Annotated in this window: 24 protein-coding genes, 1 tRNA gene and 1 pseudogene; 7 read left to right on the top strand and 19 right to left on the bottom strand. The window is 63.8% G+C overall.

The window, feature by feature from the left end; genetic code table 11:
• Window positions 1–51 precede the first annotated feature (51 nt).
• The 3 genes from rsfS to ACD578_RS24425 all read right to left on the bottom strand — a co-directional run bounded on the left by rsfS (window position 52) and on the right by ACD578_RS24425 (window position 2,425).
• Entirely contained in the window at window positions 52–381 is a 330-nt protein-coding gene (gene rsfS / locus ACD578_RS24435; RefSeq protein ID WP_262271441.1) for a ribosome silencing factor, read from the bottom strand.
• Between the two features lie 149 nt (window positions 382–530).
• Complete coding sequence (locus ACD578_RS24430) at window positions 531–1,187, bottom strand: nicotinate-nucleotide adenylyltransferase (RefSeq protein WP_404289279.1); 657 nt, start codon at window positions 1,185–1,187, stop codon at window positions 531–533.
• Complete coding sequence (locus ACD578_RS24425; RefSeq protein WP_404294029.1) at window positions 1,184–2,425, bottom strand: glutamate-5-semialdehyde dehydrogenase; 1,242 nt, start codon at window positions 2,423–2,425, stop codon at window positions 1,184–1,186. Before ACD578_RS24425 ends, ACD578_RS24430 begins: the two co-directional genes overlap by 4 nt.
• Before the next feature lie 196 nt (window positions 2,426–2,621).
• On the opposite strand from ACD578_RS24425, the gene ACD578_RS24420 reads away from it, so the two are divergent.
• Window positions 2,622–3,392, top strand: coding sequence for a DUF72 domain-containing protein (locus tag ACD578_RS24420; RefSeq protein ID WP_404289277.1), 771 nt, complete (start codon window positions 2,622–2,624; stop codon window positions 3,390–3,392).
• On the opposite strand, the gene proB is transcribed toward ACD578_RS24420, so the two are convergent.
• From proB to rplU, 5 genes and pseudogenes are all read right to left on the bottom strand, one after another.
• The gene (gene proB, locus ACD578_RS24415; RefSeq protein ID WP_404289275.1) at window positions 3,362–4,477 is read right to left on the bottom strand and encodes a glutamate 5-kinase; all 1,116 of its coding nucleotides are present in this window, start codon (window positions 4,475–4,477) and stop codon (window positions 3,362–3,364) included. The two genes, ACD578_RS24420 and proB, sit on opposite strands and share 31 nt — an antisense overlap.
• On the bottom strand, window positions 4,474–5,508 hold the full coding sequence (gene obgE / locus ACD578_RS24410; RefSeq protein WP_152710641.1) for a GTPase ObgE: 1,035 nt from the start codon (window positions 5,506–5,508) through the stop codon (window positions 4,474–4,476). The genes proB and obgE overlap by 4 nt, the downstream gene beginning before the upstream one ends.
• 256 nt (window positions 5,509–5,764) lie before the next feature.
• Complete coding sequence (locus ACD578_RS24405) at window positions 5,765–6,415, bottom strand: GNAT family N-acetyltransferase (protein WP_404289273.1); 651 nt, start codon at window positions 6,413–6,415, stop codon at window positions 5,765–5,767.
• Between the two features lie 178 nt (window positions 6,416–6,593).
• Window positions 6,594–6,860: a 50S ribosomal protein L27 gene (rpmA, locus tag ACD578_RS24400; RefSeq protein WP_152710638.1), complete on the bottom strand. Its 267-nt coding sequence runs from the start codon at window positions 6,858–6,860 to the stop codon at window positions 6,594–6,596.
• Window positions 6,861–6,985: 125 nt separating this feature from the next.
• Window positions 6,986–7,287: pseudogene (gene rplU, locus ACD578_RS24395) on the bottom strand (50S ribosomal protein L21); the annotation flags it as partial.
• Between the two features lie 263 nt (window positions 7,288–7,550).
• Between rplU and ACD578_RS24390 the strand changes: the two are divergent.
• A tRNA-Ser gene (locus tag ACD578_RS24390) sits at window positions 7,551–7,640 on the top strand.
• 1,156 nt (window positions 7,641–8,796) lie between these two features.
• The gene (locus tag ACD578_RS24385; protein WP_404289271.1) at window positions 8,797–9,216 is read left to right on the top strand and encodes a hypothetical protein; all 420 of its coding nucleotides are present in this window, start codon (window positions 8,797–8,799) and stop codon (window positions 9,214–9,216) included.
• Window positions 9,217–9,430: 214 nt separating this feature from the next.
• Here the strand turns inward: ACD578_RS24385 and ACD578_RS24380 are convergent, their stop codons facing one another.
• Window positions 9,431–10,183: a hypothetical protein gene (locus ACD578_RS24380; protein ID WP_404289269.1), complete on the bottom strand. Its 753-nt coding sequence runs from the start codon at window positions 10,181–10,183 to the stop codon at window positions 9,431–9,433.
• Between the two features lie 424 nt (window positions 10,184–10,607).
• On the opposite strand from ACD578_RS24380, the gene ACD578_RS24375 reads away from it, so the two are divergent.
• Window positions 10,608–11,465 (top strand): serine protease, encoded by an 858-nt coding sequence (locus ACD578_RS24375; RefSeq protein ID WP_404289267.1) that lies wholly within the window; start codon window positions 10,608–10,610, stop codon window positions 11,463–11,465.
• A 148-nt stretch (window positions 11,466–11,613) separates the two neighbouring features.
• Here the strand turns inward: ACD578_RS24375 and ACD578_RS24370 are convergent, their stop codons facing one another.
• The 8 genes from ACD578_RS24370 to ACD578_RS24335 all read right to left on the bottom strand — a co-directional run bounded on the left by ACD578_RS24370 (window position 11,614) and on the right by ACD578_RS24335 (window position 19,089).
• Window positions 11,614–11,883 (bottom strand): hypothetical protein, encoded by a 270-nt coding sequence (locus ACD578_RS24370; protein ID WP_404289265.1) that lies wholly within the window; start codon window positions 11,881–11,883, stop codon window positions 11,614–11,616.
• Between the two features lie 10 nt (window positions 11,884–11,893).
• A complete protein-coding gene (locus ACD578_RS24365) occupies window positions 11,894–12,952 on the bottom strand; it encodes an HAD family hydrolase (protein ID WP_404289263.1) in 1,059 nt (352 codons plus the stop codon).
• 77 nt (window positions 12,953–13,029) lie between these two features.
• Entirely contained in the window at window positions 13,030–13,314 is a 285-nt protein-coding gene (locus ACD578_RS24360; protein WP_244608801.1) for a hypothetical protein, read from the bottom strand.
• 42 nt (window positions 13,315–13,356) lie between these two features.
• Window positions 13,357–14,952 carry an arylsulfatase gene (locus ACD578_RS24355; RefSeq protein WP_404289261.1) on the bottom strand — a complete coding sequence of 532 codons (1,596 nt, stop codon included), beginning with the start codon at window positions 14,950–14,952 and terminating at the stop codon, window positions 13,357–13,359.
• Between the two features lie 158 nt (window positions 14,953–15,110).
• Window positions 15,111–15,752 (bottom strand): hypothetical protein, encoded by a 642-nt coding sequence (locus ACD578_RS24350; RefSeq protein ID WP_404289259.1) that lies wholly within the window; start codon window positions 15,750–15,752, stop codon window positions 15,111–15,113.
• Window positions 15,753–15,906: 154 nt separating this feature from the next.
• On the bottom strand, window positions 15,907–16,281 hold the full coding sequence (locus ACD578_RS24345) for an Ig-like domain-containing protein (protein ID WP_404289257.1): 375 nt from the start codon (window positions 16,279–16,281) through the stop codon (window positions 15,907–15,909).
• Between the two features lie 124 nt (window positions 16,282–16,405).
• Window positions 16,406–18,061, bottom strand: a complete 1,656-nt coding sequence (locus tag ACD578_RS24340; protein ID WP_404294027.1) for an arylsulfatase — start codon at window positions 18,059–18,061, stop codon at window positions 16,406–16,408.
• Window positions 18,062–18,165: 104 nt separating this feature from the next.
• Window positions 18,166–19,089 carry a formylglycine-generating enzyme family protein gene (locus ACD578_RS24335; protein WP_404294024.1) on the bottom strand — a complete coding sequence of 308 codons (924 nt, stop codon included), beginning with the start codon at window positions 19,087–19,089 and terminating at the stop codon, window positions 18,166–18,168.
• A 595-nt stretch (window positions 19,090–19,684) separates the two neighbouring features.
• On the opposite strand from ACD578_RS24335, the gene ACD578_RS24330 reads away from it, so the two are divergent.
• Both ACD578_RS24330 and ACD578_RS24325 read left to right on the top strand, forming a co-directional pair.
• Complete coding sequence (locus ACD578_RS24330) at window positions 19,685–20,317, top strand: response regulator (protein WP_404289255.1); 633 nt, start codon at window positions 19,685–19,687, stop codon at window positions 20,315–20,317.
• Between the two features lie 229 nt (window positions 20,318–20,546).
• Window positions 20,547–21,620: an AraC family transcriptional regulator gene (locus ACD578_RS24325; protein ID WP_404289253.1), complete on the top strand. Its 1,074-nt coding sequence runs from the start codon at window positions 20,547–20,549 to the stop codon at window positions 21,618–21,620.
• 62 nt (window positions 21,621–21,682) lie between these two features.
• Here ACD578_RS24325 and ACD578_RS24320 read toward each other — a convergent pair whose 3' ends face one another.
• Window positions 21,683–21,934 carry a hypothetical protein gene (locus tag ACD578_RS24320; RefSeq protein ID WP_404289251.1) on the bottom strand — a complete coding sequence of 84 codons (252 nt, stop codon included), beginning with the start codon at window positions 21,932–21,934 and terminating at the stop codon, window positions 21,683–21,685.
• Window positions 21,935–22,229: 295 nt separating this feature from the next.
• Window positions 22,230–23,126, bottom strand: a complete 897-nt coding sequence (locus ACD578_RS24315) for a hypothetical protein (protein WP_404289249.1) — start codon at window positions 23,124–23,126, stop codon at window positions 22,230–22,232.
• A gap of 472 nt (window positions 23,127–23,598) precedes the next feature.
• Between ACD578_RS24315 and ACD578_RS24310 the strand changes: the two genes are divergently transcribed.
• On the top strand, window positions 23,599–24,027 hold the full coding sequence (locus tag ACD578_RS24310) for a hypothetical protein (RefSeq protein WP_152716878.1): 429 nt from the start codon (window positions 23,599–23,601) through the stop codon (window positions 24,025–24,027).
• Window positions 24,028–24,084 lie beyond the last annotated feature (57 nt).

Raw genomic sequence — 24,084 nt, 5'->3', positions numbered from 1 at the left:
TGCCGCATGATCTTGTTCGGGCAACCAGTTTCCACTTGCCCGAATCATGCGTCAGCTGACGCGGTCCTGCGGGCGGTCGGCGCCCCACATCTTCTCAAGGTTGTAAAAGCCACGGACCTCGGGACGGAAAACGTGGATCAGGACGTCGCCGGCATCGATCAGCACCCAATCGCAGGCAGGCAGGCCTTCGACGCGCGCGTTTCCGAACCCCTTGTCCTTGAGGTCCTTGATCACACGGTCGGCGATCGCGCCGACATGGCGGTCGGAGCGGCCCGATGTCACGATCATGGTATCAGCAAGCGAGGTTTTTCCGGCCAAGTCGATCTCGACCGTGTTTTCGGCCTTCATATCCTCGAGGGAAGCCAGGGCAACGGCCCGGATGTCCTCACCTAGCGGAGCGTCCGCTCCGGGGAGAGGAGGAAGCGGATTCTTGTCCGCTTCGACGGAAGATAGTCGGTTCAGGTTCAGACCCTTTCTCAGCAGCACTCGATGGTGCCGATCCTTAAGATAATGTAGGAGACCCCCATTTTTCAACGTCCTCTGGAGGGAGAAGTTCGTCTCATTTGGCGCAGCTTGGTGGACGATAAGTGGGATCGAGGCCCGTGCAGGAAGACCCAGGCCGGCGGTTCACGTCCCGGCAGGGCAAGAGCCTCGTTCTCGCCGATGCGGCTGGCGGACAGAGCCGCGGCGGTTTTGGACCGGACGGCCTTCAGGGTCCAGCCGGGCCGGTCGATCACGGCCATCGGCATCATGCGGGCAATGCGCCACCAGCCGCGCCAGCGGTGGAAGCTTGCCAGATTGTCCGCGCCCATGATCCAGACGAAATGAACCCTGGGATAGCGCCGCTTGAGGTAGGCCAGGGTGTCCACCGTGTAGCGGGCCCCGATCTCCTCCTCAAAGGCGGTCACATCGATGCGTGGATCGTCTGAAACCTGCTTGGCCTCTTCCACACGCATCGCGGTCGTTGCCAGTTCGCCGGTGTCCTTCAGGGGGTTTCCTGGCGTGACGATCCACCAGACCCGGTCGAGCCCGAGCCGCTTCAGGGCCATGAGGCTCACATGGCGGTGCCCGGCATGGGCCGGATTGAATGACCCGCCATAAAGTCCGATCCGCATACCGGCAGCCGCCCGCGGCAGACGGGTCAGGCCCGAGGGCCTGATGCGGAAGCGGGAAGACGATGACTTCACGGGCGCGTCTGGCCCGAGCCGCGGATGCGGTATTTGAACGACGTCAGCTGCTCCACCCCAACCGGTCCGCGGGCATGCATGCGTCCCGTGGCGATGCCGATCTCGGCGCCGAACCCGAACTCGCCACCATCGGCAAACTGGGTCGAGGCGTTGTGGAGGACGATGGCGGAGTCGACCTCGGCCAGGAAGCGCTCGGCGGCCGCGGCATCATTCGTGACGATGGAATCGGTGTGATGCGAGCCGTAGGTCTCGATATGCGCCAGGGCAGCATCAAGGCCGTCGACGACCCGGGCCGAGATGATGGCGTCGAGATATTCGGTGCGCCAATCCTCTTCCGTAGCCGGCGCAACGCGGGAATCGGCCGTCTGCACGGCCTCGTCGCCGCGCACGGCGCAGCCCGCGTCGAGCAGCATGGAGATCAGGGGCTTGAGATGCGTCTCGGCGCAAGCCCAGTCCACCAGCAACGTCTCGGCCGAACCGCAGACGCCGGTGCGGCGCATTTTGGCGTTCAGCACGATTTCCTTTGCCATCGCCAGGTCAGCCCCGCCATGCACGTAGACATGGTTGAGCCCCTCCAGATGCGCGAAGACCGGCACCCTCGCCTCCTCCTGGACCCGTGCGACAAGGCTCTTGCCGCCACGCGGCACGATCACGTCGAGATTGCCGTCGAGGCCTGAGAGCATGGCCCCCACCGCCGCGCGGTCACGAGTCGGCACGAGGCGGATCGCATCGGCAGGCAGGCCGGCCCGCTCCAGCCCCTCCCCCATCGCCTCCGCAATGGCAAGCGAGGAGCGGAAGCTCTCCGAACCGGCCCGCAGGATCGCGGCATTGCCTGCCTTGAGGCAGAGCGCCCCCGCATCGGCCGTCACGTTGGGACGACTCTCGAAGATGACGCCGATCACGCCGAGCGGCGTTGCCACACGCTCGATCTGCAGGCCATTGGGACGCTCGAACCGGGCGAGCACACGTCCGACCGGATCAGGCAGCGCTGCAATGCTCTCGACCGCATCGGCAATAGCGTCGAGGCGCTCAGGGTTGAGGATGAGGCGGTCGATGAAGGCACCGCTCTGCCCTTTGGCCCTCGCATCGGCCAGATCCTCGGCATTAGCGGCAAGGATCGCATCAGCACGGGTCCGGATGCAGGCAGCCATGGCATGCAGCGCCGCATTCTTGCCCTCGGCACTCGCCAGCGCCACCTGCCGGGCTGCGGCCCGCGCGCGGCGACCGAGATCGGCCATCAGAGCCGGAACGCCTGGATTCCCAACCGAAGCCGCACCTGACGCGTTGAGGTGTTGAGTGAGCGATTGTGCGCCCAGGGCTCGAGTATCGTCCATGTCCAAGTCCCAGCCCCTGATTGCTTCAGGGGAAATACATCGTTCAGAACCCATAGCACGTCCGGCGGCTCACGAGCCAAGCCGCCCGATCCCGTCTGCCATGATGAAGACGGAGATCAGGATCGGAACCTCGGGATGGCACTACAGGTCCTGGCACGGACCTTTCTACCCGCCGCGCTTAAAGATCAAGGACTTCCTGTCCTATTACATCCAGCGCTTCGACACGGCGGAGATCAACAATTCCTTCTACAGGCTCCCGACCGAGCAGGCCGTGAGGGCTTGGCACGATTCCACGCCGAAAGGCTTTCTGTTCGCCTGGAAGGCTTCGCGCTTCATCACCCACATGAAGCGGCTGAAAGGGATCGAGGAGAGCATCGACCTCGTCTTCGGCCGGATGAACGCCCTCGGCGAGAAATTCGGCCCGGTCTTGTTCCAGCTGCCGCCCACCTTCAAGGCCGATGACGAGACGCGGGAGCGGGTGGCGCACTGCTTGTCGCTGATCCCCGAGGGCCGGCGCTGTGCCTTCGAGTTCCGTCACACGAGCTGGTATGAGGAATCGACCTTCCGCATTCTGCGGGACCACAATGCGGCGCTCTGCATTTCCGATCACGCGGACGCACCTGCGCCCTGGCAGGCCACGGCGGATTTCGTCTATGTGCGTGCCCATGGCACCAATGGGCGCTATGCGGGCAGCTACTCTGCCGAGACGCTGCAGAATTGGGAGCGCCGCATCGCCGATTGGCGGAAGAGCGGGCGCAGCGTTTACGTCTATTTCGACAATGACATCAAAAGCGCGGCCCCCGGCGACGCCCGAGCGCTGCTGCAACTCATGAAGGACGATCAGTCGCTCAAAGCCATGTCGTCCCGGTGAACCATCTCGGTCCTGCCAGGATAGCCGAGGATCCCTTCGATCTCGCGGCTCGGCCGACCGATGATGCGCGCGGCATCCTCCGCGTCATAGGCCACGAGGCCCCGACCGAGCACACGGCTCTCGCTTCGGATCGTCACCGCATCGCCGCGATGGAAGGCTCCCTCGATCCGGCGCACGCCCACCGGCAGCAGGCTCGCGCCGCCCTGGAGCGCGCGCGCGGCGCCCTCGTCCACATAAAGCGTGCCGCGAGGCTCGAGCGCACCTGCGATCCAGGTCTTGCGCGCGGTGGCCGGGTTGGAGGGCGTGATGAACCAGGTGCAGCGCCCACCTTCGGCAATGCGTTTCAGGGGATTCTTCGTGCGGCCATCGGCGATGATCATATGCGTACCGCCGGAGGTGGCGATCTTGCCCGCCTCGACCTTGGTGCGCATGCCGCCCCGCGACAGCTCGGAGGCGGCCCCGCCGGCCATGGCCTCGATGGCAGGCGTGATGCGTTCGACCATCGGGATGTGCTCAGCATTCGGATCGGACGCGGGTGGCGCCGTATACAGACCGTCGATATCGGAGAAAAGAACCAGAAGATCGGCTCCGATCATGGTGGCCACGCGGGCGGCCAAGCGGTCGTTGTCGCCGTAGCGGATCTCCGAGGTCGCGACCGTGTCGTTCTCGTTGATCACTGGCACGGCCCGCATCTCGAGGAGCTTCAGGGTCGTCGCCCTGGCATTGAGATAACGCCGCCGCTGCTCCGTGTCGGAGAGCGTCACCAGGATCTGCCCCGCCGTGATGCCATGATGGGCCAGCACCTCCGACCAAGTGCGGGCCAGTGCGATCTGGCCCACGGCTGCAGCCGCCTGGCTTTCCTCGAGCCGCAAGGGACCAGAGGGGAGCCCCAGAACCGTTCGCCCCATGGCAATGGCACCGGAGGAAACCACGAGAACGTCCGCGCCTTTCGCATGAAGATCCGCGATATCCTCGGCGAGCGCCGCGAGCCAGGCATGATTCAGCCGGCCGCGGACCCGATCGACCAGCAGCGCGGAGCCGACTTTCAGAACCACACGGCGGAATTGACTCAGTTCATGGCTCACGGACGCCACTCTTCCTGGGACTGGGCAGGCACTTCCTCGGCCTTCTCCTGATCGATCACCGTGAGGAGCGCCTGCAGCACCTCCTGCACGCCCTGACCGGAGGCGGAGGAGATCACATAAGGCGTCCGCTTGGAGGCTTTCTTGAGCTTTTTCAGCTGATCCTTGAGCGTATCCTCATCCAAGGCATCTGCCTTTGACAGTGCGACGATCTCAGGCTTGTCGGCGAGCCCATGGCCATAGGTCTCGATCTCGTGACGAACGGTCTTGTAGGCCTCGCCTGCATCCTCGCTCGTGCCCTCGACCAAGTGCAGCAGCACCCGGCAGCGTTCCACATGGCTCAAGAACCGATCGCCGAGGCCCACGCCCTCCGAGGCGCCCTCGATCAGGCCCGGGATGTCGGCCAGCACGAATTCCCGGGAATAGGCCCGCACGACGCCAAGACCGGGATGCAGCGTGGTGAAGGGATAATCGGCAATCTTCGGCTTCGCTGCCGTGACGGTGGCGAGAAACGTGGACTTGCCCGCATTGGGAAGCCCGACGAGGCCGGCGTCCGCAATGAGCTTGAGACGCAGGATCAGCGTGCGCTCCTGCCCTTCCTGGCCAGGATTGGCCCGGCGCGGAGCACGGTTGGTGGAAGTGGTGAAGTAGGCGTTGCCGAAGCCGCCGTTGCCGCCCTTTGCCAGCAGCACCTTCTGGCCCACATGAGTCATATCGGCGATGACGGTCTCGCCATCCTCCTCGAGGATCTCGGTGCCGGCCGGCACTTTGAGAACCGCGTCGGCCCCTTTGGCGCCATGCCGGTTCTTGCCCATGCCGTGGCCGCCGGTCTTGGCCTTGAAATGCTGCTGGTAACGATAATCGATGAGGGTGTTCAGCCCCTCGACGCATTCCGCCCACACATCGCCGCCACGGCCGCCATCGCCGCCGTCCGGCCCGCCGAACTCGATGAACTTTTCGCGGCGGAACGAGATGGCACCGCCGCCGCCGTTGCCGGAGCGGATATAGATCTTGGCTTGGTCGAGAAATTTCATAACCCGCATCCTTTACGGGACTGGAGCATTTTTCGCAAAACCGGATCCGGTTTTGCGGTGAAAAAACGCGCCCATCCACGATGACCGTGCGGGGGCAACGCGGATCTAGAGCATCGGGCCCAAAAGTGGAATCCACATTTGGAATCCATCCGATGCCCATTCCTTGATGAGCGCATCGTGCGGAAAACCGGAACCACTTTTGGAATCCGCGTGCTGGAAGAAGCGCCCCCGAAATCTCGGCAGCGCCTCCTGTTTTTCAGCTCGCGAGGGACATATCCCGGTCCACCTCGACCTCGACGGAGAGAGGCTCGCGCACGAGGCCGGTATGGCCCCAGCTCTTCAGGCTCTCCCATGCCCGCCGGTCGAGGCGGAAATGGTCGGCCGGATAGAGCCCTCCCCGGGCCGGCAGCTCGACGAGGCCGGCGCCCTGATAGGCGAAGCCGCACTTCTCCAGCACCCGCCGGGAAGCCGGGTTGATGACCCGGGCCGACGCGGTGAGCTCGTCCATCTCGCCATAAGCAAAGAAGGCATCGATCAGCGCTCGGGCCGCCTCGGTAGCATAGCCCTTGCCCCAGTAGGGAGTACCGAGCCAGTAGCCGAGGCTGGGCTTGCCCATCTCCGGATCGGGGCCGATACCCACCATGCCGATGAGGCTGTTCGGCCGCCCCTTCGGCGTGATGGCGAGCTGCAGCCCATGGCCGTCCGCATTGGACCGCCGGGACTGGAAGATAAATCGCTCGGCATCGTCCGGGTGATACGGATGCGAAATTCGAGCCGTCATCTCCGCGACCGATTTCTCACCGGCAAGGCGTACGATGGCTTGAGCATCCGCGAGACGGGCCCAGCGCAGCCACAGGCCGCGGGTCTCGAGGCGGAAAACATCGTCACGGGTGAGGTCGGGAAACATCGTCTTGCTCCGATCCATTGGGCCCCCCTTGGGCCCGAGAAATGACGAAGGGGAGGTGGACATCCCACCTCCCCTGTCGATTTCGGATCTGAGCTTGGCCTTTTGGGCCTGATTGGAGCTTTAGATCCGCCGGGTCGGTGTGATGCCGGCGGGAGCTCCTTCGTTTCGCTCTCGCCGTTTACTCTGCGGCCTCTTGGGCCGGTACGACCGATACAAAAGCTCGGCCTTGACGCGTCAGGAATCGGACTCGGCCATCGGCCGTGGCAAAGAGGGTGTGGTCTTTGCCCATGCCGACATTGGCGCCGGCATGCCATTTCGTGCCGCGCTGACGAATAATGATGTTGCCGGCGACAACCTGCTGATCGCCGAATCTCTTGACGCCCAGACGACGGCCTGCCGAGTCACGGCCGTTGCGAGACGAACCGCCTGCTTTTTTGTGAGCCATGGGTTACTCCCGTGTTCCTGTCAGTTGCCGAACGCTTATTCAGCGGTGGCCGGCGCAGCTTCGTCAGCCGCAGCCTTGGTGGTCTTCTTAGCCGCAGCCTTCTTGGGCTTCGCGCCCGCGGAGAGGATCTCGGTGATCCGCACCACGGTATAGTCCTGGCGATGCCCGCGCTTGCGGCGCGAATTCTGGCGACGGCGCTTCTTGAAGGAGATGACCTTCTCGCCGCGGGTATGTTCCACCACCTCGCCTGCCACAGTCACGCCCTCCACGAGGGGGCGCCCACCTGGGTCGAGCCGTCGTTCGTGACCATGAGAACCTGGTCGAATGTAACGGCAGCGCCTGGCTCACCTGCGAGCGTGGCGACGGTGATGACGTCGTTGGCGGCAACGCGATATTGCTTGCCGCCGGTCTTGATCACTGCGAACATCTTGATCCTCGTGTTCAAACCCAATTCTCAGCGGGGAAAGTCCCCACCGGATTGGCTTTTTGGCAGTTTCCGGCTTCGGTTCACGGCAGACTGAGCTGCCGCATGGATATGGGCAGGCACTCGTACCCGCTCATAGAGGAGGCCTACCTACGGACTGCCCTCGCCTTTGTCAATCAAAAACCTGATTTTTGGTGCTTGAAGACCCGCCAAGCCCATGATATCCACCCCGCCTCAACCAGCGTGACCAAGGTCTTTCGCACCCCGGAGAGGTGGCAGAGTGGTTGAATGCACCGCACTCGAAATGCGGCATACGGGCAACCGTATCGGGAGTTCGAATCTCCCCCTCTCCGCCATTTTTTGATCGAAGCGTATGGAATCAAAGCTAGAATTGTTGGCTGGATCTATCCGGCTCTAACAATGGCCCCAACATCAATGCCCAGATCCAGACACCTGGCTAAGCCTAAGATTACCTAGGCCATAAGCCGGCTGCTCCTCTTACATACCATAAGCTCCAATGAGCCATGGCAGCGACGTAACTTCCATCGAAACATGACGTCGCCGATCGGCTGCTAGATCGTGTCCGTTTCGGCTGAAGTGGTCACGCCCGGCCACGGTCGCTTAGGGGCAATGTGAGGATGCCTGGGACCAGCATCGAATCCCCCTCCTCATCGCGAGTGGCGTCGATTCGGTTGAGGTCGTCGGCAGCGCTCCTTGCTGTCCTCGCTGTTGGCGTCATGACACACCTGATGGGCATGATCTGAGATCGGTCAGCTTAAACCCTATCAACCTCACCGATGGAAACGTCCGCGAAAGGGTCGACAACAGACGTTCACTCAGTCGCGCTTGAAGGCAGAGTTTGACCCGTTTCGGACGTTCATGAACTGTGGCCGATCTTCGCAACGAACGGTTCCTCGTGGGAAATGACACTGCGATGGTTTCGAGAGGAGCGGTCAATAGGTCGAGTTCGTCGTCCGCAACCACGGCGGAAAGTGAGATGATGGACATGAGTACGTTCGTCTTGAGGTGCGTGGCGACGGTGCACGGAAGGCACAGTCCGATATCGGCAATGCGTGCGACTGCCAGCGGTCTAGTCGGAAGAAATCGCGTCCTGGCCGCCGCCAATCCGGTCCTTTCCCGCTCCATCTCGCGGCGTTGCCCGGGAGAATGCAAGGTTCCGAACCAGGGCGTAGGGAACCCGGGAGGGCCTCCTGACGATGCCGACCCGTCGTACCATGCCGGCCGGCTTGCCGCCTCAGCTTTCCTGAATGCAGGCCACCGGAACCCGGATATCCGCTCGGGCATCTTCACCGCGCCCCCCGACCTTCCTGGTCGCGCTTCAGGCGGATATGGGGTCTTGAACCCTCCGGAACCTGGATCTTGCCGGCCTCCCTGTCCCGGCGGGTCAAGGCGGTGTCTCGTTCTTTCAAGCTGAGCGCTTGCCTTCGTGCGAGGCTGTTGCCGTCGGCGGAGCCATTCCTGTCGCGATCCCCGGTCACCTGGAGAGAAGCAATGCAATCCCAATCGATACCGGCGCTTGGCGCGATCAGCCTCGTCCTGGCCGCGTGCCGAACCCCGCAACAGGCGGTCCAGAGCAAGGAGAACCAGCTTGCGGCAGCGGGATTCACGCTTCAGCCGGCGAACTCGCCCAAGCGGATTGCTGCCATGAACGAGTTCCCGCAGAACAAGTTCGTTCGCGTGACCTCAGGCGGGACTGTAGTCTACGTCTACGCCGATCCTGCCGGGTGCCAGTGCGCCTATTTCGGCAACCAGACGGCGTGGTCGAATTATCGGGCCGCCGTCTTTGCCAATCAACTGGCCAATGAGCAACAGATGATCGCGACGATGAACCAGGACGCTTTCGATTTCGGGCCGTGGCCCCCCCTTCTGGTAGGTCGTGACCTGCGCTCAAGGGCATCTCTACCGGATTGAGGACGTCGACACGGGAAGGTTTCCGAGGGCCTACAATGGCTTCGCGCGACAGCGCGAACTGCAAAAATGCTCCGCCGGAATTTTCCAACGGAGCAAGTTACGAAAGCCTCGGTCAGGGTTGCGGGAGGATGAGGCCTTCCGGAACGGATCATCCCTGATCGGCAGGGATGTCGCGGCAATGGAGCGGCTCAAAAGCGACCACGCCATTGCCAGCCTAGTAGCACGGCCCATAGGGATAATAGCCGCACAGGCCGCCGCCGTATCCAAGGTCAGGGTTCGCCGCCTCGGCCGCTCCCATGGCGGTACCCGCGGCAATGCCAGCCGCCGTGGCACCCGCCCCATACCAGGCGCCATGATAGACAGGGGCATGCCAATAGCGGCCAGCATCCCAAGCTCCGCCACGGTAGCCGCCAAAGCGCGCGGCATCGAATCCACCGGCGTGGAAGCCACCACCGCCGAAGGCTGCAAAATGGTCGATGAACAGCGCAGCCGGTCCGCTCGATCCGGCCAGGCTTCCTTCCAGCACCACGACGTCGAAGGTCAGGTTCCCGCCTTCAAGCTTCGGCGCTTTCAAGGTCACCACGGCATCGCTGACCTTCGAGCCGTCACCGCCCAGAACGGACACGGTAGCGTTGGGCGGATCCTTGGCGAAGCTGTCCTTGCCTTCGTCCCATTGCATGATGAACTGCTCGGTGGCCACGTGACCCGCCGCCCGCACTGGCCGATCGGCGAACACGATCGAATTCGGCGCCACGCCGGTCAAGGTCAGCTTGCCGCCTTCCAGCTTCGCGCCCGCCGCGTTGAGCACGGCGAGCGACGGAACCGGCCCCGTGGGTGTGGTCTGGCCAATGGTTTTCGAGAGCGGCACATGGGGTTTGGTCGTCGCGTCCTGGGACAGCGCGATGCCTGGCGCGAGCAACAGACCGCTGACGAGGATAAGGTTGGACGCGCGGCATTTCACAGGCATGGTTCATCTCCTTGATTGGGACCGAAGTCGAACGCAAAGGCGGCGGACGGAACCTGCCGTCGGCAAGACGTCATCCGTGCGATCTGCTTGCCTGTCCCGTCGAATGCGGTGCATCCACACGTGGCTTCCACGGCGATCCAGCTTCAGGCAAGGACGATCCGGAGAGATTACCCGAACGGGCAGAGTGTGCTTGACAGGGTGGGCCATCCGCTTGACATGTCCGGACATCGGCACTGATTTCGTTGCTGTCGCGCTGCCCGATCTTCCTGGAGATCTTTCGCTGTCGGGACGTGTCCGAAACCGCACCGAACGTCGCAGTCGGGGAACACGTCCGATGGCCAATGGTTGAGAGGGCGTTCTGGATCTGTTGTGTCAGCGTCGCCCCGATGTTCCGCAGTTCCAGACGCGGAAAACGGGGAAATGCATGGGCACTCCATCGCACGTCCGGGCGAAGCTTTGCGCCATCAGCCTGGCGCTGCTTCCGGTTCTTGTCGGGCTTGACGCAACCGCCGCGCGGTCCTGGGCGCAGGAGAAGGTTGCATCCTGCGTCGACCCCTCCGAGCTGGCCCGCTCCGTCGTCAGCATCGTCCGGTACTTCAACGCGCCCCGACGCAATGCAGCTGGAGAGGAAATCTTCGGCGAGCGGGCTACGGCGTGGTTCTACACCTCGCCCCGGTTCCTGGTCACCGCAGCGCATTTCGTGCGGGAACTGTCCCCTCGGGACTGGCAGGAGGCGGAGCTGCGCCAGGCATCCCAGGATGGGGAACCCGGCACGACGGTCCGCGTCCAGCTCCGCGTCGTGGCTCAGGGGCAGCCTGCCGAAGGCCCCGTGACAGGTGCTGATCGGAAACCCGCCCCGAAGGAGGACGTCGCGATCCTGGAACTGCAGGAGCCCTTCCCGAACGCGCAAGTCCTTGACGTCCGACTGGAACCGCCGACGGCCGATGCGACCGTGCTGGTCCTGGGCTACCCGCGCGGGCGGATGCAGGCGGCGCACGGGACCGTACGGGAGGCCCGCGACCGCCCAGGCAAGTTTGCCGGCCTCACCCTTCTTGAGGTGGAAGGGGACAACCGTCTGCTGCTCGACGGCGGCACCTCCGGGGCGCCGGTGCTCGACTGCCGGCACGGGCACGTCATCGCGGTGCTCAACGGCCTGCTGACGGGACCGTCCCTGCCGTTCCTGCCATCGGAGCGATCGGTGGTCCCGACTCCCTGGGGCAGCCCCACCAACACGGCCGTGCCAGCCGCGACATTGGCCGCCATCACGAGCCGCCTTCCGTGAGCCGGGGAGGTTCTCAAGCCATTGGCACGCAGAAAGGCCAGGACCTCCAGCATAGGATCCGATCCAGCGCGAAGACGAAATGGACGTAGACCGGCTGTTCAATCCACAGCGTGCCGTACTGTCGAGTGGCGGGGCCGTCGATCCTGCATCAATTGAGCTGCTCTATCCGAGCCGCCATATCGGGTGTGAGGCGCATGCGGTAGGAGGCGTTGCCGCACCTCAGGTTCCACACCACCTCGTCCGGCTTCGAGAGTTGGGCGTCCCGTTGCGCCGTCACAGGCTCATCGCAGCGATGACCCTGCAACCGCAGTTGTGACGCAAGGTCTTCAGGCGGCGTCTCCTGTGCCCAAGCCAAACGACCGCCGGATGCGACGAATGCAACGGCGAATGTCCCAACGAGAAGTCTATGCCACGCCATGAGCGGAACCCTATTCGAACGCGAAGATGCGTTTCCAGTCGTTCTTCATGCTGATCACCGGCCATCCATCCTTCTTGGCCTCGCCATAGAGTGCGGCCGTGAGGGCGCCGACCTTGGTGTCGGGCAGGCCCGCAGCCGGACCGTAGGCATACTCGCGGGTGGCGTCATCGTGCATGACGAGCATCTTGAGCCGAGCGCCAGCGCCCGCATCAGTCCATTCCAGCATCTCGCGGTCGCCATTCGAGTTGCCGAAGGCCGCAAGGGGACGGCGGCCGATCATCAGATGGATCCCTTCAGGCTTGCCGGCATCGTTGTCGTTGAGCAACAGCTTCGGCTCCTTGGTCAGGAACGGCTTGCCGTCCTTGGCATAGCCGTACTTCGTTGCGCCTGCGGTGCCGACCACCTGCTCGGGCGGGATGCCATAGACGCGCTCGGAATAGATGCGCACGAAGTCCTGGCCACCGCCGGTCACGATGTAGGTCTTGTAGCCGTTGTCGCGCAGGTGGCGCAGAACTTCGAGCATCGGCTGATAAACCAAGTCGGTATAGGGACGCTGCCAGCGCGGATGCCGAGCCGTTTCAAGCCACTTCACGGCCTCGGCGTTGAACTCCTCTACCGACATGCCGGTCAATGTCGCGGCTAGAATCTTTTCGAGGTCTTTCTTCGAGAGTTTCGCCATCGCCTCGCGGTTGCCCGAGAGGACTGTCTTGAAGGGCTCGACATTTTTGAGTTCCGGCCGCTTCGCCACCACCGCCGGAACGCGCTCCAGGCAGTAGACAACCTGCGAGTACATCGGGTGCTCGACCCACAGCGTTCCGTCCTGATCGAAGGTTGCGATGCGCTCTTCCGGACGGACGTAGCTCTGGCTGGATTGATCGGTGGTGGCACGCACGAAATCGAGGATGGCCTGCTTCGCTGCCCCATCGTTCCATGACGGCAACGGGCTGTCTGTGGCCGGTGCCTGCGCCGCTGCAGGGACAGGTCGGAGCAGCCCGGACAGGGCCGGGAGCATCGCCAATGTCGAGAGCAGGACACGACGGTTGATGCCGGACGGAGCGATCGGATCCATTTGCAGTCCCTTTCAGTTGCACGCATGACCTGGTCGAGGCGTCCGCAGGGAGATTGTCAGCCCCCGCGACCCCGGCGTCAGAAATCGTCGGACCCGTCCTTGCATCGATAGCCGATGAAGCATTGCGGATTGTTCGAACTCGGCACCCATGCCGGCTCGGGGAACTGGTCGACCAGGCATTCCGCGCCGCTCCTGACGAAGCGGGCATAGGTCTGCGGGCCGGTGTCGAGGACGACGGCGCCGTCCCTCATGACGAGCTGGCGGTTGGCGCCGCATGTCCGCTGGGATGTCGGCGGCCCGACCTGTGCCGTTGCTGCTGTTGCAGTCAGGGCGAGAGCAAGGAATGCCAGTACTCTTCTCATCACAGTTTCCTCCTCTAGGCCGGAAAGGGCTGTTCATCGGAGCTAGTTGCTCGACGGCGGGCTCCTGAGCTTCTCCATTGCCTGTTCGACGGAGAAGGAGCCGGGTCGCTGGCGCGGCGGGAACTGCTGGAAGCTCATCAGATGTTGCGCAACGAGTGCCTGGGCCGGCACGAGCACGAAGGCGTGCTCGATGAACCACCTCACGTAGTCGCCGGCCTCATGCTGCGCCCGCTCGAACGGATCGGAGCGCAGGTTGAATAGCATCGGCAGGCGCAGCTCCACCATCGGCTGTGCCCACACGTCGAACCCCTCCGCCTTCTGTTCCAGGAAGGCCGCCTTCCACTGGTCGTAGCGCAGGCCCGCGAGGTTGCCGTCGTCGGTCCAGTAGAAGAATTCACGGCGCTTGTCGGGACCCTTGCGGCTCAGCAGATCCCGCTGGTCATAGCCGTCCAAATGAACCTTGAAGGTCTTGCCCGCGGTCTCGTAGCCTTGCAGGAGCTTGGCGTTGATGTCCGGCTCACCGGCCGCAGACACCAGCGTTGTCGCCCAGTCCTCGGCGGAGACGATGTCATTGATCTCGGTCCGCGCCGGCACCTGGCCCGGCCACCGGATCATTGCCGGAACGCGGTAGCCGCCTTCCCAATTGGTGTTCTTCTCGCCGCGGAACGGTGTCGTGCCGCCGTCGGGCCACGAGAACGTCTCGGCGCCGTTGTCGGTGGTATAGATCACGATCGTGTTGTTGGCGATGCCGAGATCGTCGAGCTTTTTCAGGAGTTGGCCAACCTGGCCGTCGTGTTCCACCATGCCGTCCGGATAGATTCCGAGCCCGGTCTTTCCCTGCGACTCGGGCTTGAGACGCGTCCAGATGTGCATGCGGCTTGGATTGAACCACAGGAAGAACGGCTTCTGATCCCGATTGGCGCGATCGATGAAGTCGAGCGAAGCCCCGAGGAACTCCTCGTCGATGGTTTCCATGCGCTTCTTGGTGAGCGGGCCGGTGTCGTCGCATTTCTGCTTGCCCCACGGGCCGAACCGCGGATCGTCTCCCGGCGTGTCGGTGGCCGTAGCCGTGCATTTCAGGACGCCGCGCGGGCCGAACTGCGCCCGGAAGGCAGGGTTCTTCGGATAGTCCGGATGCTCGGGCTCGTCCTCGGCGTTCAGGTGATAGAGATTGCCGAAGAACTCGTCGAAGCCGTGCACCGTCGGCAGGAATTCGTTGCGATCGCCAAGATGGTTCTTTCCGAACTGCCCAGTCGCGTAGCCCTGCGGCTTGAGCAGGTCGGCAATCGTCGGATCCTTCTCCGACAAACCTTCCTTCGCCCCGGGCAAGCCCACTTTCAGGAGCCCGGTGCGCAACGGGCTCTGCCCGGTGATGAACGCGGCACGGCCGGCGGTGCAGGATTGCTGGCCGTAGTAATCGGTGAAGACGGCGCCTTCGTTGGCGATGCGATCGATGTTGGGCGTCCGATAGCCCATCATGCCGCGATTGTAGGCGCTGATGTTCCAGAAGCCGATGTCGTCGGCCATGATCATGACAATGTTGGGCCTTTGCGGCTGCGCGGCAGCCGGCGTGCTGAGCGCCATTACGGAGGCGAACATGGTGACCAGGCCGACCCGGATCTTTCCACTGGCTTTCATGTTTTCAGGCCTCGCATCTCAAGGGTTCAGGTGGGCAAACGGGTTCCGCATGCTTGTGGCAGTTCACTCCGCGCGCTTGGCCGGTCGCGCTTTATCGATCTGATCGAGAACCCGGCTGGGCGTGTGGCCTGCCGGATCCCGCGTCAGCGCAAAGACCCTCATTCGTTGCCGCAGGGCTCATACGGGTAATAGCCGCACTGATTTGGTATGACGTACGAGTTATAGGCGGCACTTGCATTGGAGACTCTTCCTCCCGCGTACCAGGCGCCATGATAGGCGGGAGCGTGCCAGTAGCGGCCAAAGTCATCGATGAACAGCGCCGCAGGTCCACTCGCCCCAGTCAGATTGCCTTCCAGCACCGCGACGTCGAAGGTCAGGTTGCCGCCTTCGAGCTTCGGCGATTTCAGCGTCACGACGGCGTCGCTGACCTTCGAGCCATCGCCGCCCAGGACGGACACGGTGGCGTTGGGCGGATCCTTGGCGAAGTTGTCGTTGCCCTCGTCCCACTGCATGATGAACTGCTGCGTGGCCACATGACCGGCCGCCCGCGCGGGCCGATCGGCGAACACGATCGAATTCGGTGACACGCCGGTCAAGGTCAGCTTGTTCCCCTCCAGCTTCGCGCCGGCCGCGTTGAGCACGGCAAGCGACGGGACCGGCCCCGTGGGCGTGGTCTGGCCGATGGCTTTCGTCGGGAGCATTGGCGGCCTGGCGCCTGCGTCCTGCGCGAGCACCGCACCTCCTGTCGCGCAGAGGCCACTGGTTATCAGGATAAAGCATGCGAATGACTTGCTGAGCATGGCGGACACTCCTCTCGTCCAGTCGGCTTTCTTCGGCAGCCCTGCACCAGACCGTCGTCATCGATGCGAGCGCGTGAGGACGGTGGACGCCGAGACCCAGCGATCCCGGCGCCTCCCATCGGATCCGCGTGAGTGGCTCACGCGGCATTCGCTGCTACTTCACGGTCACTTTGTAGCTGAGCACGGACGTGCCGGGCTTCTGGTCGATGCTCTGCCCCTTCGCGGTGATCGCGAAGCTGTCGGACCCGACGTATCCGGAAGTGGGCACATAGGTCCAAGTATCCTTGTCGACCATCGTCACGGTCCCGTGCTGGGGCCGCTGGCTGACCTCCGAACTGGCGAGCGTGCCTTGAGGGCTGATGTCGGACATGCAGCCCCGGGCCTGGACTTCGAAGGCGCCCTCCATGTTAGCTCCCATAATGGCCCGATTGCCGGCGATGTTGCACATGCTCTGCGGAGCCTGGGCAAAAGCCGGGCCAACGAACAGAAACGCCAACGGGAGTGCTGCGAATGACAATGACTTCTTCATGACGGTCTCCTCTCTATTCCTCTGACAGCGATCGAGGTCCGCCCCTGCACAGGGTTTTCTTGTTGGCTTGAAATCGGCGGGCACCTGTCTGAGCGGCGTCCGCCGATTCTTGCTTCCGCTCAGGTCACTGACCTGGGGTCGCCTGCGGCTTCTTGAGCTGCTCCATCACCTGCTCGAGGTTGTAGCTCGCCGGATCCTGCATCGGCGGGAACTTCCGGTAGGTTTCGAGTTCCCTCAGCCAGAGCGCCTGGCCGATCGGCAGCATGTTCCAGTCATAGAGGTAGGCTGTGACCGGTCCCGCGAGTGCGCCGCCCATGCCCAGGAGCGTCTTATACTGCTCCCCGATCGACGTCTCGAATGGATCGCGCTTGATGTTGACGACCTGGCTCCAGTGGTAGGGGACGACGCCGGTGAGGAACCCGGCCGGCGCGTCGGACACCATCGCGAAGTAGATCTTCCAGTTCTTGTAGCGCACCGCGGACGGATCCTTGCCCGAGTAATAGAAGAAGGTGTCGCGCGCCGACTTTGCCGACTTGCCTTCCAGGTAGTCGCGCTGATTGACACCATCGAGCGTCGTCCTGACGATCCCCGGATACGTGCCGGCCTCGATCTGCGCCTTCAATTCGTTGCCCTTGGGGCCGCCGGCGATGTCGACGAGCGTCGGCAGCCAGTCGAGGGACGCGAAGATGTCGTTCTTGATCGTTCCCGGCTCGATGTGGCCCGGCCAGCGCACGACCAGCGGGGCCCGCATGCCGCCCTCCCAGGTCGACAGCTTGCCGCCCTTGAAGGGGGTGGTGCCGCCGTCGGGGTAGGAAATCGTCTCGGCGCCGTTGTCGGTGGTGAACGCAATGATCGTGTTGTCGAGTTCACCCATCTCCTCGAGCTTCTTCAGCACGTAGCCGATGTTGTCGTCCATCTGCTTCATGCCGGCTTCGTTGACGCCCCAGTCCTTGCCGCCGGGCTCGCCCACCATCCCCATGTACTTGTCGTTCAGCACGGTCGTGACGTGCATGCGCGCGGGATTGTACCAGGCGAAGAACGGCTTCTGGGTCTTCTCCGGATCGTTGCGGTCGAGGAAATCGATGACCTTGGCCGAGATCTCCTCGTCCACACTCTTCGAGCGCTCGAGCGTCAGCGGCCCTTCATCCTTGCAGGTCTGGTTCGCCGCAGTGCCGTCGGACGACCTGCACGAGAGCACCGGACGCGGTGGCGTCAGGCACACGGTGGTCGCGGGATCGACCGCCGCGGGATCCTGGGCCAGCCCGGGAATCGGCGTGTTCCGGCAGGGTGGCGCGACCGTCTGCTCGGTCGGCGTCCTGTTGATGTCGGGGAAGCTCACGCCCTGCATGGCATCGAGGTGATACAGGTAGCCCCAGAATTCCTGGAACCCATGCGCGGTCGGCAGCGCATCGGTGTGGTCGCCCAGGTGATTCTTGCCGAACTCGCCGGTGTTGTAGCCGAGGTCGTGCAGGAACTTGGCGATCGCCGGCGTGCCGGGCCGCAGATAGGACGGACTGCCGGGCAGTTGTGGCGGGATCATGCCGGTCCTGAGCGGATGCATGCCAGTGAAGAAGGCGTTGCGACCCGCCGTGCAGCTCTGCTCGGCGTAATAGGTCATGAACTTCGCACCCTCCCGGCCAATGCGGTCGATGTTCGGCGTTTCGCCGACCGCCAAGCCCTGATGATAGATGCTCGGCTGCATCCAGCCGATGTCGTCGCCCATGATGAACAGGATGTTGGGCTTCCGCTGCGGCGCCTGCGCGACGGCCGGAGCCGCCATCGCGGCGGACATCAGGGCCGTGGCCCCGATCAGGGCAGCCTTGGCCCGCATGTGCCGGACGCGGAATCGTCCGCCGGGTGCTTGTGAGGACGCACGATCACTGGTCATGGGATCTTCCTCTCTCTGATGATGCAGCGGAAGCCGACATGGCTCGTCGAGGTGTCGACCGGCTGCGGGTGACGCGCTGCCGGACGGTAGCGGCGGCAGTAATTGGGCGCGCACAGATGCGAGCCGCCCTTGAGCACCCGGCGCGGAATCCTGATCCCTGGCTCGCAGGGCGCGTAGCTCTGGTCTTCGCGGCCGCCGCGCGGGTTCTCGGGAATGCAGCAGGCCTTGGGAGCGTCGGCGGGATGCTTCGGCGCATAGAAGTCGCTGGTCCACTCCCAGACGTTGCCGATCATGTCGTAGAGGCCGTAGCCGTTCGGCGGAAAGGCAGTGACCGGCGAGGTGCGCTCGTATCCGTCCTCGCGCTTGTTCTGGAACGGGAACGCCCCCTGCCAGGTGTTGGCCATCTGGCGCCCGTCCGGCGTGAACTCGTCGCCCCAGGCAAACTCGGCGCCATCGAGTCCGCCACGGGCGGCGAACTCCCATTCGGCCTCGGTCGGCAGGCTCTTGCCGGCCCAGGCGGCGTAGGCCTTGGCATCCTCGTACGCGACATGCACCACCGGATGGTCGTCGAGCCCCTTGATTGACGATCCCGGGCCGTAGGGACGGCGCCAGTTCACCCTGGGCTTGAATGCCCACCATTGGCTGAAGTGACGGAGATCGACCGGATAATCCGGCGGGCTGAACACGAGCGAGCCGGCATGGAGAAGGTGGGGCAGCGCGCCGGGGTAGTCCTTCGGGTCGGGCGCGATTTCCGCGATGGTGACGTGCCCGGTGGCGTGGACGAACTCGCGAAACTGCCGGTTGGTGACTGGTGTTCGGTCGAGCCAGAACCCGTCGACGGTGACGCGATGAACCGGCGCTTCCTCGGGGTAGTGTTGATCCGAGCCCATGCGGAACGTGCCGCCGGGAATCCGGATCATGCTGCTGTCTTCCGGCTGCCAGTGAACGGTAACGTCTGACGAGCCGACCAAGTCCGCGTCAGTCATGGCATCTTTCCTGGAAAGGGTGTGCGCTGTCGGTGTGACGTACCGGCGGACAACACCTTCTTGTCGGGTTCATCGTAGACGGGGTGTCGGCGCTTGCTTGACCAGGTGAGCCATCCACTTGACCGATGAGGACAGCCGCGAGAGCCGTTGCTCCCGTCCTGGCACATCGGCAGTATCGTCCCGCTCGTGGCCGAGGCGCTATTGGGGTTAATCCTGAAATCGATGGAGGCAGACCCTAGTTTGTGCCACGACCCCATCGTGGGCCGATGCCCCAGGCCCAGTCGGGTCCGAATGGACGGAGCTCGTCACCCGGATCCGGATTCCGGAGGACGGCGATGACCTGACGCGGGAGATCCGGCGGGAATTCCGGCGCGGGGCGCAGACGGCCCTTTCCTGAAGATTCAGGGCCTGCCTCCGGCAGTTTCAGGGTTTTGCACCAGTGAGGAAGACGGCTTGGCAGTGTATCCTGCGGTGGGACTCGGGCTCACCGGAACGGCCGCAGGCCTGGGTCGCGGAAGGAAGGCACGCGATGACGCGCATCCTGATCGCCGACGATCATGACGTGGTCCGCTCCGGCGTCCGGACCATCCTGGAGGCGCATGAAGGCTGGGAAGTCGTCGGCGAGGCGACAGACGGCAAGCAGGCCGTCGATCAGGCCCTGGCGATCCGGCCCGACATCGTCATCCTCGATTACGGTCTGCCGCTGATGAACGGCGTCGAGGTGACCCGGCAGATCAGGACCCGCCTTCCCGGCGTCGAGGTGCTGATCTTCACCATGCACGACACGGATAGCCTGGTCCGGGACGTGCTCGAAGCGGGCGCCCGCGGCTTCCTGCTCAAATCCGACGCCCGGCAGTTCCTGGTCTCGGCGGTGGAGAGTCTGGCGGCCCACAAGCCGTTCTTCACCGGCAAGGTTTCCCAAACCCTGCTTGAGACCTATCTGGCGAAGGGATGCGCACACGAGGCGGCGCTGACGGCCCGTGAGAAGGCCGTCGTGCAGCTGATCGCCGAAGGCCGGACTAACAAGCAGATCGCCGACATCCTCAGCATCAGCACCAAGACGGTCGAGACGCATCGCGCCCTTGCCCTGCGCAAGCTCAACCTCGACACGACTGCCGCGCTGATCCGCTACGCCGTCCGCAACGGGCTCGTGGAGGCCTGATCATGACCCTCGATCGTGACGCCCTCAGCATCGCGCGGTTCCGAGCCTGCGGCGGACCCAGTCGGTCCCTGATCGAGGGGAGGGCAGAAATGGCCCTCGTCGGCGGGAGGCTGGTATGAGACTGCCGACTAAACTTGCCTTGATACGACCACCGGATCAGGCAGATTTGCACTGCCTAGCCACGGATCGGCCCGCGCATGGAGCCTCCCGGCAGACTGTGGCGAAAGGTGTGATCCGCGTTGGTGTCGCCAAGGAGGTCGGCCCCCTCCTGCGCGAGTTCGGGGCGGATCCTCGCGAGGTGATCCGTCAGGCCGGCCTCGATCCGGACCTCTTCGAGGACGAGAACAACATCATTCCCTATGCGGCGCTGGACCGGGTGCTCACGGCCTGTGTCGCACACACGCGCTGTCCGCACTTCGGCCTTCTCCTCGGGCAAAGGGGAACACTCTCGTCTCTCGGCCCGATCGGAGGCCTCCTGCAACACTCGCCGACCGTCGGCGAGGCCCTGTCGGCTCTTGTCCGACACCTGCATCTGCACGACCGTGGCGCTGCTCCCACGCTGTCGATGGACGGGGATGTGGTGGTCCTTGGCTACGCGATCTACGAGCCGGGCGTGGAGAGCCCCGAGCAGATCTCGGACTGCGCCATGGCGATGGCAACCAATATCATGCGGTTGCTGTGTGGCCCCGATTGGTTGCCGGACGAAGTATTGCTGCCCCGACAGCCCCTGGCCGATTCGGGACCGTACCGACGCTTCCTCCGGGCGCCCGTGCGGTTCAATCAGGAAACCGCCGCCTTGGTTTTTCCAGCACATTGGCTTGACCACCGCATCGCCGGCGCGAACCCAATCTTCCGCCAGGTGTTCGAGGCTCACATCCGGGAACTCGAGGCTGCCGGAGCGGGCGACTGGAAGGAGAACCTGCGCCGCATGCTGCGAACTGAGCTCCTGACGAACCAGTGCTCGGCCGCCACGGTTGCGGATCGCTTTGCCATCCATCGCCGCACCTTGAGCCGGCATCTGAGGGCTGAGGGGGCGGGCTTCCAGAGCCTTGTCGACGAGACGCGTTTCGAGATCGCGCGCCAGTTGTTGAGTCAGACGCGCATCCCCCTCAGTGAGGTTGCCGTGGCGCTCGGCTACTCCGAGGCAAGCGCCTTCACGCGGGCTTTCCGGCGCTGGTCGGGACAGGCGCCGGCCGCCTGGCGCTTGGAACACGGTCCGGCTCAAACCAGACGCCCGGTTCCCGAATCGCAGGACCGCGATGGGCGGCAGATCACCACGGCACAAGCCCGGGGATCGCCTTGATCGAGGGGCGGATGGTTGAGGCAGGGAACGGCATCTCCTGTCGCTGTCCCGAAGACCCTCCCTCAGCAGTCCGTACAGATTCCCTTTTCGACTTCCCGGTCGATCCGCCGATTTTGCCGATTCATCTCCTGGGTAGCGGTCGCATCATTCGTCGAAAAGTCGTTCTGCTGTTGCGTCACGGCGTCCCGCTCAAGGGTTCGTTCCGACGGGATCACGATTTCACCGTCGCGGACTGGAGGCCCGGGATCCTGAGCTCTGCTCGGCGTGGCGGTCGCCAGGATGCTGAGTGCGGCAATCCAAATAAGGCGCTGCATGGTCGTCTCTCCTGCCTGGGAGTCATTGTGCGGCCAGATTACCACCCGCAGCATGGGGCGGCCTGACAGAAGAGGACAACGATCTGACCCATATGGACATATCGATTTTTTGCCGACGGGCATCGTCTTTCGATCGAACCGTTAAATAGGGGCTCCCAAGAGAGCTGATGCCTCCCTTCGTCCGAGTACCGGACCCGGACGCTGTGAGTTCCGTAACCGCAACCAGCCACCCTCAACCGGCCCGACCGTGCCGCTGCGCATGTCAGGTTCCGATCGCCCTCCGGCTCATCGACGGTCAGAATCGCGCGCTGATACCGAGAATCGGCCCATGCTGGAGCATGTCGAACTCGTAGCGGCTTCGGCCCTCGCCCTGGACATAGTCGACATACAGCGCCCGGTAGCCGATCACGCCCGAGAACGTGATGCCCTGGTAGGTGCCGAACTCGAAGCCGTAGGCGCCGATGGCCTGCCAGGAAAAGTCGCTCCCGACGCCGAACCCGCCGATGTCGCCGCGCAGGAGAAGTTCGTGTCCCGGCGCCACGGTGTAGCGCACCCGTGCACCGATCATGGGATCGAGCCAGTCTACGGACCCAGAGCGGGCGAAAGCCCGAGCGCCGGCCACCTCGAGATCGCCGATGTCGACTGCGGCTGCGACGTCGAACGACAGGTCGGCCTCCTGGTACCAGTAGCGCGCTCCGGCGAGGATATCGAATGCGAGTGCGCCCGAGCGGGCGACCTCGTAGGCAGCGCCGACTTCGGCGATGGCCATTTCGATATCGAGACCGAGGGATGTGGTGAGCGTCCCCGTCACGCCGGGTGCCAGCGTGCGGCTGCGGATATTGCCGCTCTCGACTCCGATCTTGCTCCAGACGACGTCGGCCAAGAGGGCGAAACGGCCATAGCGGGCCTCGAAGTCTCCCATCAGGGCCACAAGCGTGTCGCTCTCCTCGACGATGTCGATGAAGCTGGCATCGACCTTGACGGAGCGTCCGCGCACGGTCTGGGTGCCGTCCAACGCGGTGAGCCAACCGTAGGGCGTGAAACGGAAGGTCCACCCGGGCATGGCGGGCGCCTCGATCACAGGAGCCGGCGGAGGCCCAAGATCCGCGGCGAGCGCACCGTTCGTACCTCCGCCGAGGAGGCCGAGCGAAGCCAGGACGCCACACGACAGCCAGTGCGAAAGGTAACGCATCGCTCCCCCTTTGAATTGCTGATCCAAGGCCCCCCAGCCATGTCATAGCAGCCGAGGTTTCGGTCCAGGTCAAGACATCAATCGATGACCGTGAGGATCCCTAGGATGTTTGTCCTTGAATGCTGCGTCGGGGTCTGGCGATCGGAATGCGCCATACCATCCATCGCGGCAACTTGAGCGAAAATGCGGGTGCTGTTCCGGTTCGCCGAAATCCATGGGCAGCGCCGATGTCCATATTTGGTAAGCGAATGGCCCACTTGGTCAAGCGGGGCAGCCAGATCGGACTACGATGTCTTCTGCGCACGCTGCTGGGATCTGTGATGCCTTCGGTAAGCAGGACCCCATCCGTGGACTGCCTTCGGCACCGCATTTCGGTCGTGGAAGCTGCGTTCATCGACGTCAGGTAGCATGGGTGGATCCGCAGCGCCTCATGCACGTCGCACCCATCGCACTTTGCGGAGAGGAGGCTTCCATGAGGACAGTTGCGATTATCTCCGGGCTCGGTTTCTTGACGTTCGCAGGACTTGCAACCGTGCAGGCGCAGCCTAATCCCATTCAGGGCACTCCCAACTCGCTCTTCCCCTATGCCGCTCCGAACGAAGTCCAGATCATCAACGGTGTGCCTTGCCGGACCGTCCTCGTCGGGGGCAGCAACATCAGGGTTCCCGTGGAGTGTGCTGGTCGTGTCGCGTCGGGCACCTTTGAGCCAAGCTCTACGGGGAGCATCCGCGTCGAGGAAGGAGGCGGCCGTGTGATGTCGGGCCGGCCCATTTCCGGCACGCCGGACTCGCTTTTCCCTTACGCCGCTCAGCATGAAATCCAAATCATCAATGGCGTGCCCTGCCGGACCCTTCTTGTCGAGGGCAGCAACGTCCGGGTTCCTGTGGAGTGTGCCCGATAATCGGCCATCACGGACCTGACATCGGACGCGCCGTGTTGCGATCCATCGTTGGCGATG

Source organism: Microvirga sp. RSM25 (assembly GCF_044784385.1).
In the GTDB taxonomy this organism is placed as follows: Bacteria; Pseudomonadota; Alphaproteobacteria; order Rhizobiales; family Beijerinckiaceae; genus Microvirga; species Microvirga tunisiensis.
This window is presented reverse-complemented; position numbering and strand designations above follow the sequence as displayed.

Bases quoted from the DNA above. Each gene is read 5' to 3' on its own strand.
- ACD578_RS24405 (WP_404289273.1), bottom strand. From the start codon at position 6,415: ATGTTTCCCGACCTCACCCGTGACGATGTTTTCCGCCTCGAGACCCGC.
- ACD578_RS24310 (WP_152716878.1), top strand. From the start codon at position 23,599: ATGAGGACAGTTGCGATTATCTCCGGGCTCGGTTTCTTGACGTTCGCA.
- ACD578_RS24355 (WP_404289261.1), bottom strand. From the start codon at position 14,952: ATGAAAGCCAGTGGAAAGATCCGGGTCGGCCTGGTCACCATGTTCGCC.
- rpmA (WP_152710638.1), bottom strand. From the start codon at position 6,860: ATGGCTCACAAAAAAGCAGGCGGTTCGTCTCGCAACGGCCGTGACTCG.
- ACD578_RS24365 (WP_404289263.1), bottom strand. From the start codon at position 12,952: ATGGATCCGATCGCTCCGTCCGGCATCAACCGTCGTGTCCTGCTCTCG.
- ACD578_RS24335 (WP_404294024.1), bottom strand. From the start codon at position 19,089: ATGATCCGGATTCCCGGCGGCACGTTCCGCATGGGCTCGGATCAACAC.
- ACD578_RS24420 (WP_404289277.1), top strand. From the start codon at position 2,622: ATGATGAAGACGGAGATCAGGATCGGAACCTCGGGATGGCACTACAGG.
- ACD578_RS24315 (WP_404289249.1), bottom strand. From the start codon at position 23,126: ATGCGTTACCTTTCGCACTGGCTGTCGTGTGGCGTCCTGGCTTCGCTC.
- ACD578_RS24345 (WP_404289257.1), bottom strand. From the start codon at position 16,281: ATGAAGAAGTCATTGTCATTCGCAGCACTCCCGTTGGCGTTTCTGTTC.
- ACD578_RS24320 (WP_404289251.1), bottom strand. From the start codon at position 21,934: ATGCAGCGCCTTATTTGGATTGCCGCACTCAGCATCCTGGCGACCGCC.
- ACD578_RS24375 (WP_404289267.1), top strand. From the start codon at position 10,608: ATGGGCACTCCATCGCACGTCCGGGCGAAGCTTTGCGCCATCAGCCTG.
- ACD578_RS24370 (WP_404289265.1), bottom strand. From the start codon at position 11,883: ATGGCGTGGCATAGACTTCTCGTTGGGACATTCGCCGTTGCATTCGTC.
- ACD578_RS24340 (WP_404294027.1), bottom strand. From the start codon at position 18,061: ATGGCGGCTCCGGCCGTCGCGCAGGCGCCGCAGCGGAAGCCCAACATC.
- ACD578_RS24330 (WP_404289255.1), top strand. From the start codon at position 19,685: ATGACGCGCATCCTGATCGCCGACGATCATGACGTGGTCCGCTCCGGC.
- ACD578_RS24385 (WP_404289271.1), top strand. From the start codon at position 8,797: ATGCAATCCCAATCGATACCGGCGCTTGGCGCGATCAGCCTCGTCCTG.
- ACD578_RS24350 (WP_404289259.1), bottom strand. From the start codon at position 15,752: ATGCTCAGCAAGTCATTCGCATGCTTTATCCTGATAACCAGTGGCCTC.
- ACD578_RS24380 (WP_404289269.1), bottom strand. From the start codon at position 10,183: ATGCCTGTGAAATGCCGCGCGTCCAACCTTATCCTCGTCAGCGGTCTG.
- ACD578_RS24425 (WP_404294029.1), bottom strand. From the start codon at position 2,425: ATGGCCGATCTCGGTCGCCGCGCGCGGGCCGCAGCCCGGCAGGTGGCG.
- ACD578_RS24360 (WP_244608801.1), bottom strand. From the start codon at position 13,314: ATGAGAAGAGTACTGGCATTCCTTGCTCTCGCCCTGACTGCAACAGCA.
- obgE (WP_152710641.1), bottom strand. From the start codon at position 5,508: ATGAAATTTCTCGACCAAGCCAAGATCTATATCCGCTCCGGCAACGGC.